This window comes from Nocardia otitidiscaviarum NBRC 14405 (genome assembly GCF_000308635.1).
GTDB lineage: Bacteria > Actinomycetota > Actinomycetes > Mycobacteriales > Mycobacteriaceae > Nocardia > Nocardia otitidiscaviarum.
The window spans coordinates 20,856-38,340 of record NZ_BAGD01000277.1 but is presented as its reverse complement, the minus strand read 5'-3'; the positions used below and the strand labels follow the sequence as shown (position 1 = coordinate 38,340).

The 17,485-nt window shown below is 71.4% G+C and carries 7 protein-coding genes and 2 pseudogenes; all 9 read left to right on the top strand.

Annotated elements, in window-relative coordinates; all coding sequences use genetic code 11:
- The first annotated feature begins 97 nt into the window (after positions 1 to 97).
- The 9 genes and pseudogenes from ON31_RS35055 to ON31_RS35050 all read left to right on the top strand — a co-directional run bounded on the left by ON31_RS35055 (position 98) and on the right by ON31_RS35050 (position 17,472).
- Positions 98 to 7,597 carry a non-ribosomal peptide synthetase gene (locus ON31_RS35055; protein WP_081592889.1) on the top strand — a complete coding sequence of 2,500 codons (7,500 nt, stop codon included), beginning with the start codon at positions 98 to 100 and terminating at the stop codon, positions 7,595 to 7,597.
- A pseudogene (locus tag ON31_RS38710) lies at positions 7,594 to 8,739 on the top strand (condensation domain-containing protein); the annotation flags it as partial. The gene ON31_RS35055 and the pseudogene ON31_RS38710, both read left to right, overlap by 4 nt.
- A gap of 195 nt (positions 8,740 to 8,934) precedes the next feature.
- Positions 8,935 to 10,350 (top strand): annotated as a pseudogene (locus ON31_RS38705) (AMP-binding protein); the annotation flags it as partial.
- 378 nt (positions 10,351 to 10,728) lie between these two features.
- Positions 10,729 to 12,654 (top strand): thioesterase domain-containing protein, encoded by a 1,926-nt coding sequence (locus ON31_RS38700; RefSeq protein WP_444543640.1) that lies wholly within the window; start codon positions 10,729 to 10,731, stop codon positions 12,652 to 12,654.
- The gene (locus ON31_RS37400; RefSeq protein WP_039818859.1) at positions 12,651 to 13,601 is read left to right on the top strand and encodes a hypothetical protein; all 951 of its coding nucleotides are present in this window, start codon (positions 12,651 to 12,653) and stop codon (positions 13,599 to 13,601) included. The genes ON31_RS38700 and ON31_RS37400 overlap by 4 nt, the downstream gene beginning before the upstream one ends.
- Positions 13,598 to 14,665, top strand: coding sequence for a Gfo/Idh/MocA family oxidoreductase (locus tag ON31_RS31650; protein WP_039818857.1), 1,068 nt, complete (start codon positions 13,598 to 13,600; stop codon positions 14,663 to 14,665). Before ON31_RS37400 ends, ON31_RS31650 begins: the two co-directional genes overlap by 4 nt.
- Before the next feature lies 1 nt (position 14,666).
- Complete coding sequence (locus ON31_RS31645; RefSeq protein ID WP_039818856.1) at positions 14,667 to 15,764, top strand: cytochrome P450; 1,098 nt, start codon at positions 14,667 to 14,669, stop codon at positions 15,762 to 15,764.
- Entirely contained in the window at positions 15,764 to 16,726 is a 963-nt protein-coding gene (locus ON31_RS31640; protein ID WP_039818855.1) for a methyltransferase, read from the top strand. The genes ON31_RS31645 and ON31_RS31640 overlap by 1 nt, the downstream gene beginning before the upstream one ends.
- A complete protein-coding gene (locus tag ON31_RS35050; protein WP_051038116.1) occupies positions 16,723 to 17,472 on the top strand; it encodes a class I SAM-dependent methyltransferase in 750 nt (249 codons plus the stop codon). Before ON31_RS31640 ends, ON31_RS35050 begins: the two co-directional genes overlap by 4 nt.
- The last annotated feature ends 13 nt before the right edge of the window (positions 17,473 to 17,485 follow it).

Below are 17,485 nucleotides of genomic sequence, written 5' to 3'. Positions count from 1 at the left end.
GGTTCGGTCCGTCGAACTCTGATACTACTGTTAATGAAAATCATTGCCGTTTAGGCTAGCCTGTGCGCGCACCACTTTCCAGTGAGGAGGGCCGCCGATGTCGTTATCGGCCTCCGATGTAATCGCTGCCGTCGCAACGGTTCTCGATGTACCACCGACAACACTCGATCCCGAGGAGGATCTGCTGCAGCGTGGCCTCGACTCGATCAGCGCTATGGCGCTGGCCGGGCGCTGGCGGCGCGCCGGATCGGGGGTGCGCTTCGTCGACTTGCTCGAGCGGCCGCGGCTCTCGGCCTGGGTGGAGATGGTCGCCGAGCGTGCGGTGGGCCAGCGCGATGCGGCCGCCGAGGCCGCCGACGCACCGGAATCGGGTCGCGCGCTCGGGCCGGATCCCGGTGCGGGTGTACTGCCCGCGTCGAACCACGAGTCGGCCCTCGACGAACCGTTCGACTTGGCGACCATGCAGCACGCCTACTGGGTCGGTCGGCAGCCTGGCCAGCGCCTCGGCGGGGTCGCGGCCCACTTCTACAACGAATTCGACGGTCGGGACGTGGATCCGGGCCGATTGGAGGCGGCGGTGACGGCGCTGCTGGCGCGCCACGACATGCTGCGCGCCAGCTTCGATGCGGACGGACGCCAGCGCGTGTTGGCGCGCAGTCCGTGGAACGGCTTGCGAGTGAACGACTTCCGGTCCGATCCGGCCGGGCTCGAACGACTGCGAGCGGAGCTGTCGCATCGGCAGCTGGATGTCGCGTGCGGCGAGGTGTTCGACATCCAGCTCTCGCTGACTCCCGACGGCACGCGTGTGCACGTCAACCTGGACATGCTCGCCGCCGACGCCCAGAGCCTGCGCATCCTGTTCTCCGACCTGGCCGCCCTGTACCGCGACCCGCGAGCGCCGCTGCCCGAACTGCGCTACAGCTATCGCCGCTACCTCGCCGAGCATCGCGAGCGGGTGGGCGATCGGCCGGAATACCGCGCGGCGCAGGAATACTGGCGCGGGCGGCTACCCGAACTGCCGGGCGCGCCCAGCCTTCCGCCCCCGATCGCTTCCGCACCGCTCGCCTCAGCGCCGAGTGCTCCGGCGTCGATATCTTCGGTCTCGGGGCGGGACGAGACTCGGGTGGTTCGCAAGCATCATCGGTTGTCGCCCGATGCGCGGGGGCGGCTCGAGCAGGGGGCTCGACAGCGGGGGATCACCCCGGCCGTCGCCATTGCCGCGGTGTTCGCCGAAGTTGTCGGCGCGTGGAGTGCGCAGTCGTCCTTTCTGCTGAATGTGCCGCTGTTCGACCGTGAGCCCCTGCATCCGGATGTCGCCGGGTTGGTCGGCGACTTCACCTCGTCGGTGTTGGTGGCGGTGGACACGGCGGTGCCGGGTACCTTCGCCGAGCGCGCGTCGGCCCTGCAACGGCGGTTCCGCGCCGACGCCGCGCACGCCGACTATCCCGGTGTGGACGTGCTCCGCGATCTGAGCCGCCACCACGGGGACGCCCAGCTCGCGCCGGTCGTCTACACCAGCGCCCTCGGTTTGGGCGAACTGTTCGCGCCGCAGGTGCGCGCGTGCTTCGGCGATCCGGTCTGGATCATCTCGCAGGGACCGCAGGTCACCCTGGACGCGCAGGTCACCGAGTTCGACGGCGGCCTGCTCGTCAACTGGGACGCCCGCCGCGACGCCTTCGCCCCCGGCGTCCTGGACGCCATGTTCACCGCCTACACCGACCTGCTCGACCTGTTCGTCACCGACGCCACCGCCTGGGACCGTCCGGTGCCGAGCCTGCTGCCCCCCGAGCAGCGTGCCGTCCGCGACGCGGTGAACGCCACCGACACCGCCGAGTTGTCGGATGCGGTCGCGACCGCATCCGACGAGTCCATGGCGGCGGCTGCCGGTCCCGTCGAGGCGTACCGCGACGCGGCAGCACGCTCGGAGCCGCCGGACGCACGCGGACACGACGGGCGAGCCACTTCGGGCATCGGATCGAATAGTGTTGGCGGGCTGTCCGGTTCGGTTCGGGGGACGCTGCACGAGCCGTTCTTCGCGCTGGCCGACCGCAGGCCCGGCGCACCGGCCGTGCTGTGGGGTGAGGACGGCTGTCTCACCTACGGTGAGCTGGCGCGGCGGGCGCGGGCGATCGCCGCGGAGCTCCCGGCCGGGCAGCTGCTGCCGGTGCGGTTGCCGAAGGGGCCGGATCAGATCGCCACGGTGCTGGGGATTCTCGCGGCCGGGTCGGCCTATGTGCCGGTCGGCGTCGATCAGCCCGCGCATCGGCGCGAGCGGATACTCCGGCACGCCGGACCGCTGCCCGCGGATGAGGCGGAGGGGTTGGCCTATGTCATCTTCACCTCCGGGTCCACCGGAGATCCCAAGGGCGTGCGGATTCCGCACAGCGCCGCCGTCAACACCATCGACGATCTCACCGAGCGCTTCGCCCTGACGAGCCGGGACCGCACGCTGGCGGTGTCGGCGCTGGACTTCGATCTGTCGGTCTTCGATATCTTCGCCCCGCTGCGCACGGGTGGCGCGGTGGTGCTGGTGGGGGAGGAGCAGCGGCGTGACCCGGCGGCGTGGGCCGAGCTGGTCATCCGGCACGGCGTGACGGTCCTCAACTGCGTTCCGGCCGTACTGGACATGCTGGTGTCGACCGCCCGGGAACTGCCGCTGCGGACAGTGCTGGTCGGCGGTGACCGGGTGAGTGTCGACCTGCCCGCCCGCCTGCACGCGGCCGCCCCCGGCTGTGTCTTCGCCGCCCTCGGCGGCACCACCGAGACGGCCATTCACTCCACCATCCAGCTCGTGACACCCGAAGCGGCGCAAGACTTCTCCGATCCCGCCGCCGGATGGAGCTCGATTCCCTACGGCACGCCGCTGCGCGAGGTGGCCTGCCGGGTGGTCGACCCGCTCGGCCGCGACCGGCCGGACTGGGTAGCCGGTGAACTGCTGATCGGCGGTGCCGGAGTGGCGCGCGGCTACCTCGGTGATCCGGACCGCACCCGGGAGCGTTTCGTCGACGGCTGGTATCGCACCGGCGATCTCGCCCGCTACCGACCGGACGGCACCCTGGAATTCCTCGGCCGCATGGACCATCAGGTCAAGGTGCGCGGCCACCGCATCGAGCCCGGGGAAATCGACGCCGCACTGCTCGCGCACCCCGCAATTGGCCGCGCGATCACGGTGCTCGCCGGTTCCCGGCTGGCCGCGGCCGTCACACCGGTGACCGAACCGGTCGATGGGACCGCCTTCGACCCACCCTGCGCGGCGGCCACGGATCAGGTACCGGTCGTGCACGCCACGCTCACGCGGCTGCTCGATGACGCGAACCACATTGCCGGGCGCTTCGAACCGCTGGTGGAACGGTGGCGGGAGTGGTTGCGCGACAACCAGGCACGGGTCCCGACTGTCGCCGCGCACACCGGGCGGGCGCTGCTGGACCGGGCGGACGGGTCTGTCGAGCCGCTCCCGGCGGATCCGCTTCCGGTCGACGTGCTTCGGGTGAATTCGGTTCCGGCGAATGTGCTCTCGGCGGATTCGGTTCCGGCGAATGTGCTCGCGGCGGGTTCGGTTCCGTCGAGTGTGCTTCCGGTGGATTCGCTTCCGGCGGAACTGCTTCCGGTCGACCCGCTTCCGGTCGAACCGTTGGCGCGCGTGCTGTCGGGGGAATGTGACCCGCTCACGCTGCTCGACCACCCCGTGCTAGCGCCCACGACGCTGCTGTGGTCGTTGCCGGAGACCACGGAAGCACTGGACGCGGTGCTGGATGCGGTGCGCGAACTGTCGGGCCGGACCGCACGGCCCGTGCGCGTCGCCGAACTGGGCGACAACCTCGGTGACCGCCTGCTGGCCGCGATCGACCAGGACCCCGCGCTGGCGGCCGACGCCATCGAGTACATGCGCGTCCCGCGCACCGGGCAGATCCCCGACACCCTGCACGGGCAGTGCGATCTGGTGCTCGCCTTCGCCACCCTGCACACCTATCCCGATCCGGCCGCCGGGCTGTCGGCCGCGGCGTATCTGCTGTGCCCCAAGGGCGTGCTGGTGCTGGTCGAACAGCCCGAACTGCCCCCGCTGGGACTGCTCTCGGCGGCGCTCCTCGAGGGCGGCTTCCCGGGCGGCGATCCGATGCTCGCACCCCGGCGCTGGCAGGAACTGCTGGCCGCGAGCGGATTCGCCGTCGAGCAGGCCGCCGCGCACGGCAGCCTGTTCAGCCTGACGGCCGCCTGGACCGGAGTCCCGGTGGATACCGCCGATCTGGCGGCCTTCCTGGCCGAGCGGCTGCCCGAACCGATGCGGCCCGACACCATCCGGGTGCTGCCTCGGCTGCCGCTGTCCGCCAACGGCAAGATCGACCGGGCCGCGCTCACCGCGCTGCTCGCCGCCCCAGAACCGACCGTCGCGGTGACGCCCCCGGCCACGGCCGCGGAACAGCGGGTCGCGGCGGTGTGGTCGGAAGTGCTGGGCGTCAACGGCATCGGCCGCGAACACGACTTCTTCGCCCTCGGCGGCGACTCCCTGCTGGCCACCCGGATGGTGGGCCGCTTCACCGGAATGAAACTCGCCGACCTCTACGCGCACCGCACTGTGGCGAGTTTCGCCGCCCGGCTGCGTGCCGACGATGCGACTGGACTTCGTACCGTCACCGCGGATCTGGCGGCGCGGTACGAACCGTTCCCCGCCTCCGATATCCAGCGCGCGTACTGGATCGGGCGCGGCAGCGGAGCGGCCCTCGGCGGTGTCGGCACCCACTACTACAGCGAATTCGACTGCCCCGACCTGGATCCGGAGCGTTTCGAACGGGCGTGGCGGACGCTGATCGCCCGCCACGAGATGCTGCGGGCGGTCTTCGACGCCGACGGCAATCAGCGGATCCTGCGGGTCGCCGACCTGCCGGAGTGGCGAATGCGGCGGGCGGACGGCGATATTCGCGCACTCATGTCCCATCAGGTGCTCGATCCGCACACCTGGCCGCTGTTCGACGTGCGACTGGGCTCCGACGGCCGCGTCGGCATCAGCCTGGACAATATCGTGCTGGACGGGCTGAGCATGATGATCCTGTTCTCCGAACTGGATCTGCTCTACCGGAATCCGGACGTCGAACTCGCGCCGATCGAGGTCTCCTTCCGCGACTACATGATCCAGATCCAGCCCGCGGCGGGGGAGGAGTCCCGCCGGTACTGGCTGGACCGGATTCCCCAACTGCCGCCCGCACCGAGCCCGCCGCTGCGGGTGGATCCGGCCACCGTGGGCGTGCCGCGCTTCGTGCGCCGCTCCGGGCGGCTGTCGGCCGGCGCGTGGGACAGGCTGCGACGCACGGCCCGCGCGGAGGGTCTCACCCCGACGACGCTGCTGCTCGCCTGCTACGGCGAGGTGCTGGCCCGATGGTCGGGCCGTCCCGACATCACCGTCAATGTCACCCTGTTCGACCGCGTGGCGGCGCACCCGCACATCAATCGGGTGCTGGGCGATTTCACCTCCCTGCTGTTCACCGAATTCCGCAGCGCAACCACGATTCTCGAATCCGCCCGGCGGCTGCACGAGCGCATGTGGTCCGATCTCGACCATCGCGACGTCTCATCCATGTGGGTGCTGCGTGAACTCGCCCGTCATCACGGTGAACAGGTCGGTTTCCCGGTCGTGTTCACCAGTGCGCTCGGGGTGGCCGAGGACGGGCTGTCACTGGACCCCTCGGGCTTCGGTGAGAAGGTGTGGGCGATCTCGCAGACGCCGCAGGTCTGGATGGACCTCCAGGTGCACGAGGCGGACGGCGGCCTGGCCTACGCCCTCGACTCGGTGGACGAACTGTTCTGCGAGGGAACGGTGCCCGCGCTGTTCCAGGCGTTCGAAGAGCTGGTGCGGGGGCTGGGCGACCGGGCCGCGACCACGGTCTCGGCACCGCGCGTCGCGCCCGATCGCGGCATCGGACCCGGACGAGCACGGCACGGCCTGCTGCACGAAGCCTGTTTCGGGCAGCGGCCGGACGCGGTGGCGCTCGTCCACGAGGGCGGCGAGGTCACCTATGGCGAGCTGACCGACCGCGCCCTGCGCATCGCCGCGACGCTGCCGCCGCACCGGGTGATCGCCATATCGCTGCCGAAGGGCCCCGACCAGATCGCCGCGGTACTCGGTGTTCTCGCGGCCGGTTCGGCCTACCTGCCGATCGGCGTCGACCAGCCCGCGGCGCGACGGGAGCGGGTGCTCGCCGCCGCCGGTGCCGATATCGTGATCGACGATATCGAACGGTTCCTCGCCCCCGCGCCCGCGGCGGCACCGGTGCCGACCGCACCCGACGCGCTGGCCTACGTTATCTACACCTCCGGTTCGACGGGGGAGCCGAAGGGCGTGGAGATCACCCACGCCGCCGCGTACAACACCGTCACCGATATCAACGAACGCTACGGCGTGGATTCCCGCGACCGCGCACTCGCCGTCTCCGCACTCGATTTCGACCTGTCGGTGTACGACATCTTCGGTCTGCTGTCGGTCGGCGGCACACTGGTGCTGATCGACGAGGACGCGCGCCGCGACGCACGGGCCTGGTCGCGGCTGGTGAGCGAGCACCGCGTCACCGTGTGGAACACCGTCCCGACCCTGCTGGACATGCTGCTGGCCGCCACCGACACGGCGACGCTGCCGCTGCGGCTGGTACTGGTGTCCGGCGACTGGGTGAACCTGGACTCACCCGCCCGGCTGCACGCCGTCGCACCAGACTGCCGATTCGTCGCCCTCGGTGGCGCGACCGAGGCCGCCATCTGGTCGAATGCGTGTGAGGTGCACGAGGTTCCGGAGCACTGGACGTCGATCCCCTACGGTCACGCGCTGCGCGGACAGCGCTATCGCGTCGTGGACGACCTCGGCCGCGACTGCCCGGACTGGGTCGCGGGCGAACTGTGGATCGGCGGGGCGGGTGTGGCGCGCGGCTACCGGGGCGACCCGGAGCTGACCGCCGCGAAGTTCGTCCCGCACGACGGCGTGCGCTGGTACCGGACGGGGGACCGGGGCCGGTTCTGGGCCGACGGCACCCTCGAATTCCTCGGCCGCACCGACCACCAGGTCAAGATCCGTGGTCACCGCATCGAACTCGGCGAGATCGAATCGGCCTTGGCGTCGTACCCCGGCGTCGCCGACGGTGTCGCCGTGGCGACGGGTGCGCGGACGCGGCGGCGATTGGCCGGATTCGTCGTACCGCACCCCGACGGCCCGGCGCCGGACACCGATGCGCTGCGCGAACATCTGCGCGGTCTGCTGCCGGCGTACGCGGTGCCGCACGCGCTCGTGGTGTTGGACGCGCTGCCGCTGACCGCCAACGGCAAGGTCGACCGGCGGGCGCTCGCGGACTTCGATCACGAGATCACCGTGGAGCCGCCGACCGGCCCCACCGAGACACTGCTCGCCGCCCTGCTCGGCGAACTGCTGCGGGTGACACCGGGCCGCGACGACAACTTCTTCGCACTCGGCTGCGACAGCCTCATCGTCACCCGCCTCACCGAACGCCTGCGCCGAGAGCACGGCATTCGACTGACCCTGCGCGAAGTGTTCTCCGCGCCGACCATTGCCGACCTCGCGGGGTTCATCGACACCCGGCGAATCGAGGAAGGGGAGCTGTGAACAGCCCAACCGACACCCGTCCCGCCGATACCGCCGCGGCCGACGCCGATCCGGCCCAGCTGATCGCGCGCCTACGCCGCCTCGGCATCGAATTGTGGACCGAGGAGGGCGCACTGCGCTACCGCGCCCCGACCGGAGTCTTCACCGACGCGGACAAGCAGACGTTGAAACGGCACCGCGACGAGGTCATCGCCCTGCTGTCCGCGCAGCGCACCCTGACACCCGCGCCGGAGCAGCGCTTCGAACCGTTCCCGCTCACCGATGTGCAGTCGGCCTACCTGCTCGGCCAGACGGACGCGTTCGAATACGGCGGCGTCTCCTGCCACGGTTATCTCGAGGTCTGGCTCGGCGACGTGGATCCGGAGGCGGTCCAGGCGGCCTGGGCCGAACTCATCGGCCGCCACGACATGCTGCGCGCGGTCGTCGACCCGACCACCGGAACCCAGCGGGTCCTGCCCGAGGTGCCGCCGGTGCGGGTGCGCCGCGACGACTCGGCGGAACGGGTGCGCGCCGAACTGAGCCACGCCCGCTACGACGCCGCGCACTGGCCGCTGCACACGCTGTGCCTAACCCCGGGCTGGCTGCTGCACATCTCGGTGGATCTGCTCATCGCCGATTTCGCGAGTGTGCAACTGCTGGTGGGCGAACTGCTGGCCCTGTTGCGCGGTGAGACGCTGCCGCCGATCGACATCTCGTTCCGCGACTACGTACTCGCCCAGCGCGCCCTGCGGGACGGTCCCGACTACGCCGAGCACCGCGACTACTGGCTGGACCGGCTCGCCGACCTGCCGCCCGCCCCGGAACTGCCGCTGGCCGCCGATGGTGGAGGATCCGAGTCCTCCGTCCGCTTCCACCGGCTCCAGCGGCGAATCCCCACGGTTCGCGACAGCGCGGCCGCGCACGGCGTCACCACCTCGGCCCTGGTGCTCGCCGCGTACGCCGAAGCCATCGGACGGTGGAGCCGCAACCAACGGTTCACCATCAATATGCCGTTGCAGAACCGGCTCGCCCTGCACGAGCAGGTCTGCGCCCTGGTCGGCGACTTCACGTCGGTCAACCTGCTGGAGGTCGATCTCACCGAGCCGGTGCCGCTGGTCGAACGAGCGCGCCGACTGGGCGCCCGGCTGCTGGCCGATATCGACCACCGGCTCTACTCCGGGGTGGAGGTGCTGCGCGAACTCGGCCGCCGGGCGGCCAGCGACGCAACCGACAGCGGGCGGGCACTCGTGCCGGTGGTCTTCACCGGTGTGCTGGGTGGCGGTACCGAGGTGCGGTACGGCATCAGCCAGACCCCGCAGGTGTGGATCGACTGCCAGGCCGTGGAGCAGGACGACACCATGCTCGTCAGCTGGGATGTCCGCGAGGGGGTGTTCCCGGACGGACTCGCCGAGGCCGCGTTCGACATGTTCGCGGCACTGCTGACCGGACCCGCCGACATCGACCCGCCGTATCCGCCGCCCGCCGATCAGGAGCGAATCCGGCAGGCGGTCAACGACACTCGCGCCGACCTGCCCACCGGCCTGCTGCACGAACCCTGGCTCGCGGCGGCGCGCCGCCACGGCGAGCGCCCGGCCGTCATCGCCGGGGGCCGGGTGCTCAGCCACGCCGAACTGCTCACGCGCGCCCGGCGAGTCGCCGCGTCGCTGCGCGCCGAGGTGCGGCCGGGCGATCTGGTGGCCGTCACCATGGACAAGGGCCTCGACCAGATCGCCGCGGTGCTGGGCGTCGTGCTCGCCGGGGCCGCGTACGTTCCGGTCGACACCAATCAGCCCGCCCCGCGCCGCGCCGCCATGCTCGACGGAATCGACCACGTGCTCACCGAGATCCCGGAGACCGGCGCGGATGTCGCCGAACCGCCGTCGCCCGGAATCGACCCGGACGCGCTCGCGTACGTGATCTACACCTCCGGGTCCACCGGCACCCCGAAGGGTGTGATGATCTCGCACGCGGCCGCGCGCAACACCCTCGAGGACATCAACTCCCGATTCGAGGTCACCGAGCACGACCGGGTGCTGGGGCTGGCCCAGCTCGGATTCGACCTGTCCGTGTACGACATCTTCGGCGTACTGGGCGCGGGCGGCTGCCTCGTCCTGCCCGATCCGGACCGGCGCGCCGATCCGTCGCACTGGGCCGAACTCATCACCGGTCACGGCGTGACCATCTGGAATTCCGTTCCGGCCCAGGCGCAGATGCTCGCCGACTACCTGCCCGGCGACGCGCCCTCGGTGCGGGTGGCGCTGCTGTCCGGCGACTGGATCCCGGTGGCACTGCCCGCGCAGCTGCGGGAGCGGCTGCCGAAGGCGCGGCTGATCAGCCTGGGCGGCGCGACGGAGGCGTCGATCTGGTCCATCGGCCACGAGATCGAGGAGCTGGCCCCGGGGGCGACCAGTGTGCCCTATGGAAAACCCTTGGCCAATCAGCGTTTCCGCATTGTCGACGCGCTCGGCCGGGACTGTCCGGACTGGGTGCCGGGTGAGTTGTGGATCGGCGGCGCGGGAGTGGCGCTCGGGTACCGTGATGATGCCGCGCTGACCGAACGGAAGTTCGGCGACGGTTGGTACCGCACCGGCGATCTCGGGCGCTATCTGCCCGACGGGACCATCGAATTCCTCGGCCGCGCCGACAATCAGGTGAAGGTGCGCGGCCACCGCATCGAGTTGGCTGAGGTCGAGGCGGCCCTGGCGGCGCACCCGGAGGTCGCGGCGGCGGCAGTGGTGGTCCAGGGTGCGGGCACCGCGCGGCGGCTGGTGGCCTTCACCGAGTCCGCGCTGCACCAGGCCGGTGCCGAGGTCCTGCGAAAGCCCACCGCCGGTGCGCCATCGGGAGACGTCGAGGCCGAGCGAATCGCCGACTTCGCGCACGCGCTGGACGCGGCCGTCCTGGCCGACGCCCGCGCCGCCGTCGACGCGGTGGCCGATCACGAGGTCGCCCCCCGCCATCGTGAACTGCTGCGCCGCTGGCGAAACGTGCTGCGGGACAACCCGTCCCCTGAACCTACCGACGCCCGCACCGCCGCCGCTGCCTCGGCCGATCGCGGCGCGACCGATGTCTGGGAGCGGGTGCGGGAACTGGCCGTGCCGGACCTGTGTGACGAGCGGCTGATCGACTATCTGCACACCTGCGCGCAGTCCATGCCCGAGGTGCTGCGCGGTGAGCTGGATCCCATGACGCTCATGTTCCCCGACGGGGGGATGGCGGTGGCCGAGGCCGCCTACCGGACCAACATCATGACCCGGTACCTCAATGCCGTCGCGGCCGAGGCGGTGCGGGGGCGTGCACCGCGCCGGGTGCTCGAGGTCGGTGCGGGAGTGGGCGCGACGACGGCGGAGGTGCTCGCCGCCGGATACGCGCCGACCCGCGACTACGTCTACACCGATGTGTCGCCGTACCTGCTCGAGCACGGACGCGCCCGCTTTCCCGGATTGACCTTCGCCCGCTACGACATCGACGTCCCGCCCCGCGAACAGGGCTTCGCACCGGAGTCCTTCGACCTCATCCTGTGCGCGGGCGTGCTCAACAACGCCCGGCACACCGGCCGCACCCTGGGCTGGCTGCGCGATCTCCTCGCACCCGGCGGCACCCTGGTGATCACCGAGCCCACCCGGGAACACCACGAGGTGCTGGCCTCGCAGGCATTCATGATGACCGCGCCGGAGGACCAGCGCGCCGACACCGGGCGCACCTTCCTGACCCGCGAGGAATGGCTGTCCGAACTCGAGCCGTTCGGACAGGTGACCTGCCTGCCGGAACCGGGACACCCCCTGGAACCGCTGGGGCAGCACGTCTTCGTCGCCGGACCCTCGATCACCGACCGGCTGCGTGCCACCCTGCCCGACTACATGGTTCCCGCCGTGATCGAAACCCTGCCCGCACTGCCGCTCACCGACAACGGCAAGGTGGACCGGCGCGCCCTGGCGGCGCTGGCCGATACCCGCACCGCCGCGGCGGATCGGGCGACCGGAACGGACGACGAACCCCGCGACGAGCTCGAGCGCCAACTCGCGGGCATCATCGCGGACGTGGTGCGCCGCCGCCATATTCCACGCACCGCCAATCTGTTCGGGCTCGGCGCGGATTCGGTCATGCTGAGCCAGATCGCGGGCCGGGTACAGCAGGAGGTGACCCTCGCGCACCCGCTCTACTTCGACAGCATCCTGCGCCAACTGCTCCATCAGCCCACCCTCGCCGACCTGGCCGGTCACCTGCGCGCGGCCGGTGACCCCGAATCCGCCGCTCCCGCGACGCCGCTGGTGGACCTGGGCGGCCCGCCCAGCGATCCGCACCCGGTCATCGTCCTGGTGCACGAGGGGTTGGGGACCATGGCCCCCTATCAGCGACTGGCCGCGCGCCTGTCGGCGACCCGGCGGGTGCTCGGCCTGGCGGTGCCCGACCCCCGCGCCTTCGCCGAGATCGCCCCGGAGGTCCTCATCGACCGCCTCGCCGCGGATTACGCCGACGCGCTGCTCGCGGCCGGGCACACCACCATTCGCCTGGTCGGCTACTGCCTGGGCGGCCTGCTCGCCACTGAGGTGGCCCGGACCTTCACCGAACGCGGCGGCAGCGTGGACCGACTCACCGTGATCAGCAGCTACCCACCGGAATTCGAGGTGGAGGAGCCCATGGTGCTGGAGGGCACCTTCGCGCAGGCGCTCGGAGCCGACCCCGCGACACTGGGATATCCGGGCGACACCGAGGAACTGGGTCGCGCCCTGGCCGACATCCTGGCCGCCACCCCGGGCCGGATACCCGCCGGATCACTCGACTTCGGCCGCCTCGCGGAATTGTCACCGGAGGAGCGGATCGCGCGGATCACCACCGACCCGCACCAATTCGCGGTGTTCCGCAACAGCTTCCAGGCGGCCAGTCGGCACGCGCCGCCGCTGTACGCCGGTGACATCACCCTGCTGCGACCGCGCGAGGGAATGCGGTTGGTCTCCGGCATGTCCGGCGACCTCACCGACTACTGGTCGACGGTGTGCCTTGGTCGGCTCGATATCGTCGAGATTCCCGGCAACCACTTCACCTGCCTGGCCCACGACCTCACCGCGCGGCTGTGACGGCCGGTCCCGTCATCGGAGTGCTCGGCGCGACCGGAGCCGTCGGGTCGGCCCTGCTCGGTATGCTCTCCGGTCACGCCGTGCGGCCGGGCACCCGCGCGGACTTCGCCGACCTGCGGCACTGGGCCACCGGCTGCGCGGTGGTCGTGAACTGCACCGGCGTGCCCGTCGCGGGCCGGATACACAGTGCCGGAGCCGATTACGTCGACCCGGCCGCGCGGCCCGGCGACTTGGCTGCGCGGCCCGGTGATCCGGCTGCGCGGCCCGGCGATCCGGTTGCACGGCCCGGCGACCTGGCCGCACGGCCCAGCGATCCGGCTACACGACCCGGCGATCCGGTTGCACGACTCGTTGGTCCGGTTTCACGGCCCGGTGGTCCAGCAGACCCGGGCCGGGACGAACGGATCGCCGTCTACGACGCCGGTGCCATGCCCGGGGCGGCCGGACTGCTGCCGCGCTACCTGGCCGCCGACCGCGGGGTGCGGCCCGCGCGGCTGTCGGTGACCGCGGGCGGGCTGTACCGGTTCACCCCCGCGGCGGCACGGGAGTTCCTCGCGACCACCGACGGATGGCGGGACCAGGCGGCCCGCGTCGACCGGGCGCTGGGGCTCACCGGTTCCGAATGGAGCACCCGCTTCGACGGCGATTGCGTGCGGCGGCTGCTGCGCGGCGGTGCGCCGACGGTCGAACAGCTCTTGGCGGCCGCCGCCGCGGATACCGGGGGCCGAACCGAATATCTGGTCATCGCAGCGGAATTGACCGATGTGGACGGCACGGTCCACCGCGCGCGGCTGCGCGCCGGACCCGACCTCACCGCCACCATCGCGGCCACCACCGCCCTCGCCGTCCTGCACGGCGAGATCCCGCCCGGCAGCCACAGCGCCGACGATGTGCTCGACCCGCTCCGGGTGATTCCGCCATTGCTCGGCGAGGAAGGAATACTGTGAAAGTCCTCGTGTGCGGTACCGGCTTCGGCCGGGTGTACCTGCGCGCCCTGGAACGAGAACCGTTCCAGCTCACCGGCATTCTCGCCCGGGGCGGCGAACGTTCCCGCGCCTGCGCGCGGGAGTACGGGGTGCCGCTCCACACCGCGCCCGACCAGGTCCCCGACGGTGTGGATCTGGCCTGTGTGGTGGTGCCCAGCGGCGTCGGCGGCGGCCCCGGAGCCGAGCTCGCCCAGGCGTTCCTGGCTCGCGACATCCCGGTACTGCTCGAACATCCGGTGCGCGCCGACGAACTCGCCGACTGCCTGCGGGTCGCCGCGCGGCGACGAGTCATGTTCGGCGTCAACACCTTCTACGTGCATCTGGAGCCGGTGCGCCGGTTCCTGGACGCGGCGCACCGGCTGCTGCGCACCCACCCGGCGACCTTCGTGGACGCCAGCTGCGCGGTCCAGGTGTCCTACGATCTGCTCGACATCATCGGGCAGACCCTGGGCGGACTGAGCCCGTGGGCGCTGGAACCGTCGGAGATCTCGCAACGACTGCACGGCCTGGCCCGGGCGGCGTTCACCGACCGCTGCGTCAACGCGGTCATCGCGGGGGTGCCGGTCACCCTGCGGGTGAACAACCAGGTCGTACCCGATGACCTCGACCATCCCACCCATCTGCGGCACCAGGTCACCCTCGGCACCGAGGCGGGCACCCTGGTGCTGGCCAGCACCCACGGGCCGGTGCTGTGGTGTCCCGCCGTCCACGTGCCCAAGGACGACGGCACCTTCGCCCTCGACGGAGTGGACGCCACCCCGACGGTGGCGTGCCTGGGGCCGTCCACCGCGCCCGGCGTACGGGACGTCTTCGACCAGGTGTGGCCGGACGGAGTGCGACATTCGCTGCTGACCATGCGGCAGGCCATCGCCGACGGCGTCGACCCACTCGCGGCCGGGCAGTACCACCTGACGCTGTCGCGGCTGTGGTCGGAGCTCACCCGCGGACTCGGCTACCCGCTGCCGGTGCGGCGGGAGCCCGCGCCCGCCGTGCGGATCGACGAACTGCTGCCGGGGAGGAGCTGAGATGTCCACGGGCATCACCGACACGTCCACCGGCGACGCTGTCTTCAATCCGCTCGACTCCCGGCACATCCGCGATCCGTATCCGCTGCTGCGCGACCATCCGCCGGTGGCCTGCCCGTTCGCCGGGTTCCGGGTCGTGGTGTCCGACGCGGTGTCGCGCACCGTGCTGCGGGACGCGACGAGCTTCTCGAGCCAGGCGAACAACACCGTCGCCGCGCAGGTGACCGCGCCGGAGAAGGTTCCGGCGCTGTCCCAATTCGACGCACCCGAGCACACCCGGCTGCGCGCGCTGATACGCGGACAGTTCACCGCCAAGGCGCTGGCCGACCTGGAACCCGTCCTGGCGGCACACGCTCGCGCGCACGCCGCGACCGCCGAGGATCTGGTGACCGACTTCGCCGCACCGCTGCCAGCCCTCGCCCTCGCCGAATTCCTGGAACTGCCAAGCGATCTGGTGCGACGGTGGGTGTCGGAGTTCACCACCCTGGTCGGCTACGAGACCGCGCCCGGCTGGTCCGATTTCCGCGACCAGGTCGACGGCCTGCGGCTGCGTCGCTTCCCCGACCTCACCGCGCCGGAACGGCGGATGCTCGTGCACTTCCTCGTCGTCGCCGGCGTTCGCAATGTCACCCACCTGATCGGCAATCTGCTGCACCGCCTGCTGATCGCGCGGATGTGGCCGCTGCCCGCCGAGCACCTCGGCGCGGCCGTCGAGGAGTCGCTGCGGCACGAGCCGCCCGCGCTGTGGAGTATGCGCACGGCGACGCGCCCCTGCCCGGTCGGCGACACACCGGTCGCGGCGGGGGAGCGGATCTTCGTCGTCACCGCCGGAGCCAACCGCGATCCCCGACGCTGGCCGGACCCCGACGAGTTCCGGTTGCACCGGCCGGGCGCGACGGGCCACCTCAGCTTCGGCACCGGGCCACACGCCTGCCTCGGCGCGACATTCACCCGCCTGCAAGCCCAGATCTATCTGCGCGTGCTGGCCGAGACCGCACCGCGCCTGCGGCTGGCGGACGGATTCAGCTATCGACCGACCGGCGACCTGATGAGTCGCGGTCCCGCCACGCTACCGGTACGGAGGTTGCCGTGTCCCTGATGGATCAATCGGATCTGGTGACGCCCTGGGCGATTCGGGTCGCGGCGACCCTGCGCATCGCCGATCTGATCGCCGACGGTGTCGACGACGCGCACGAGCTGGCCCGCAAGGCCGGGGCGAATGCCGATGCGCTGCACCGTTTGCTGCGCTACCTCGCCTGCCGTGGCGTGTTCACCGAAACCGCGCCCGGCCGCTTCGGACTCACCGACTCCGCGCGGCTGCTGTGCTCGGACCACCCACTCGCCATGCGGGATTGGTTCGATCTGGACGGGGCGGGCGGTCGCATGGACCGCGCGTTCGGCGCACTGCTCGAGGTGGTGCGCACCGGGGAGCCCGGCTATCCGGTGGTGCACGGTCGATCGCTGTGGGACGACACCGACGCCTCCTACAACGAACTCATGAGCAAGCACACCCGCTTCACCGTGCCCACCCTCACCGACGCCTACGCCTGGGACCGGGTGCGCTCGGTGGTCGATGTCGGTGGCGGCTCCGGTGCGGTGCTCAGCGCACTCGCGTCGGCGTATCCCCGGCTGACCGGCACCCTGGTGGATCTGCCCGATGCCGCCGAGGCCGCCGCCCGCGCCTTCGAGCGGGCCGGGCTGGGCGAGCGGTGCACCGCCCGGGCGGGCGACTTCTTCGAACCGCTGCCCGCGGGCGCGGGCGCCTATCTGCTGACGTGGGTGCTGCACGACTGGCCCGACGCCGACGCCGCACGCATTCTGCGACGGTGCGCCGAGGCCGCGGGTTCGCACGGTCGCGTCCTCGTGGTGGAGAACCTGGACAGCGGTGTGCGACCGGAGATCACCACCGCCATGGATCTGCGCCTGCTGGTCCTGTTCGGCGGGCGCGAACGCACCAGCGAACAGCTCGACGAACTGGCGTCGGCGGCCGGGTTGCGGCGCCTGTCCGCCCGCACCTTGCCGGGACCGACCCCGGTCTGGCTGATGGAGTACACGCGGTGATCGACCCCTACGCCGCGACCGCCGAGTTCTACGACCTGGTCGCGGTGCCACTGTGGGAGCGCAGGGGGCCGGTACTGGCGGCCGCGCTGCGGCGGGCCCGGCCCGACCTGGGCCCGATCCTGGATATCGGCGCGGGCACCGGGCTGTCCACCGAGGCGGTCGCCGACGCGGTTCCGGCCGCGAAAGTCATCGCGGTGGAGCCCTCGGCGGCCATGCGGATCGCGTTGGCCACCCGGATCGCGGTGCGCGGACTGACCGATCGCGTCACCATCGTGGCCGATCCGGTGGGCGCGCTGGCCTTTCCGGACCGGCTGGGCGGGGCCGTCGTCTACGGCGTGCTCGGCCACCTGCCCGCCGCCGATCGGACCCGGCTGCTGACCACGCTCGGTCAGCGGCTGGCTCCCGGAGCTCCCGCTGTCGTCGAGCTGCTCGACGAGACCGCGCCGCCCACCCCTGCCCCGACGCGGATCGCGCGAGTTCCGGTGGGGGAGCATCATATCGAGGTCTGGAGCCGCGGCAGCGAGTACGAACCCGATCAGCAGCAGGGTGGTCCGGTCCGGTGGACGCTGACCTACCGGCTGCTGCACCGGAACACGGTGCTGCGGACGGTGGAGAGCCCCATGCCGTGGGCGGACTACGACCTGGCCGCCCTGCGTGCCGAGGCGTGGCGGGCGGGACTGCGCTGTACGCGCGTCGCCCCCGACACCGCACTGCTCACCCACGGCGACACCGCCGAATTCGAATGAAGGACGTTCCGGT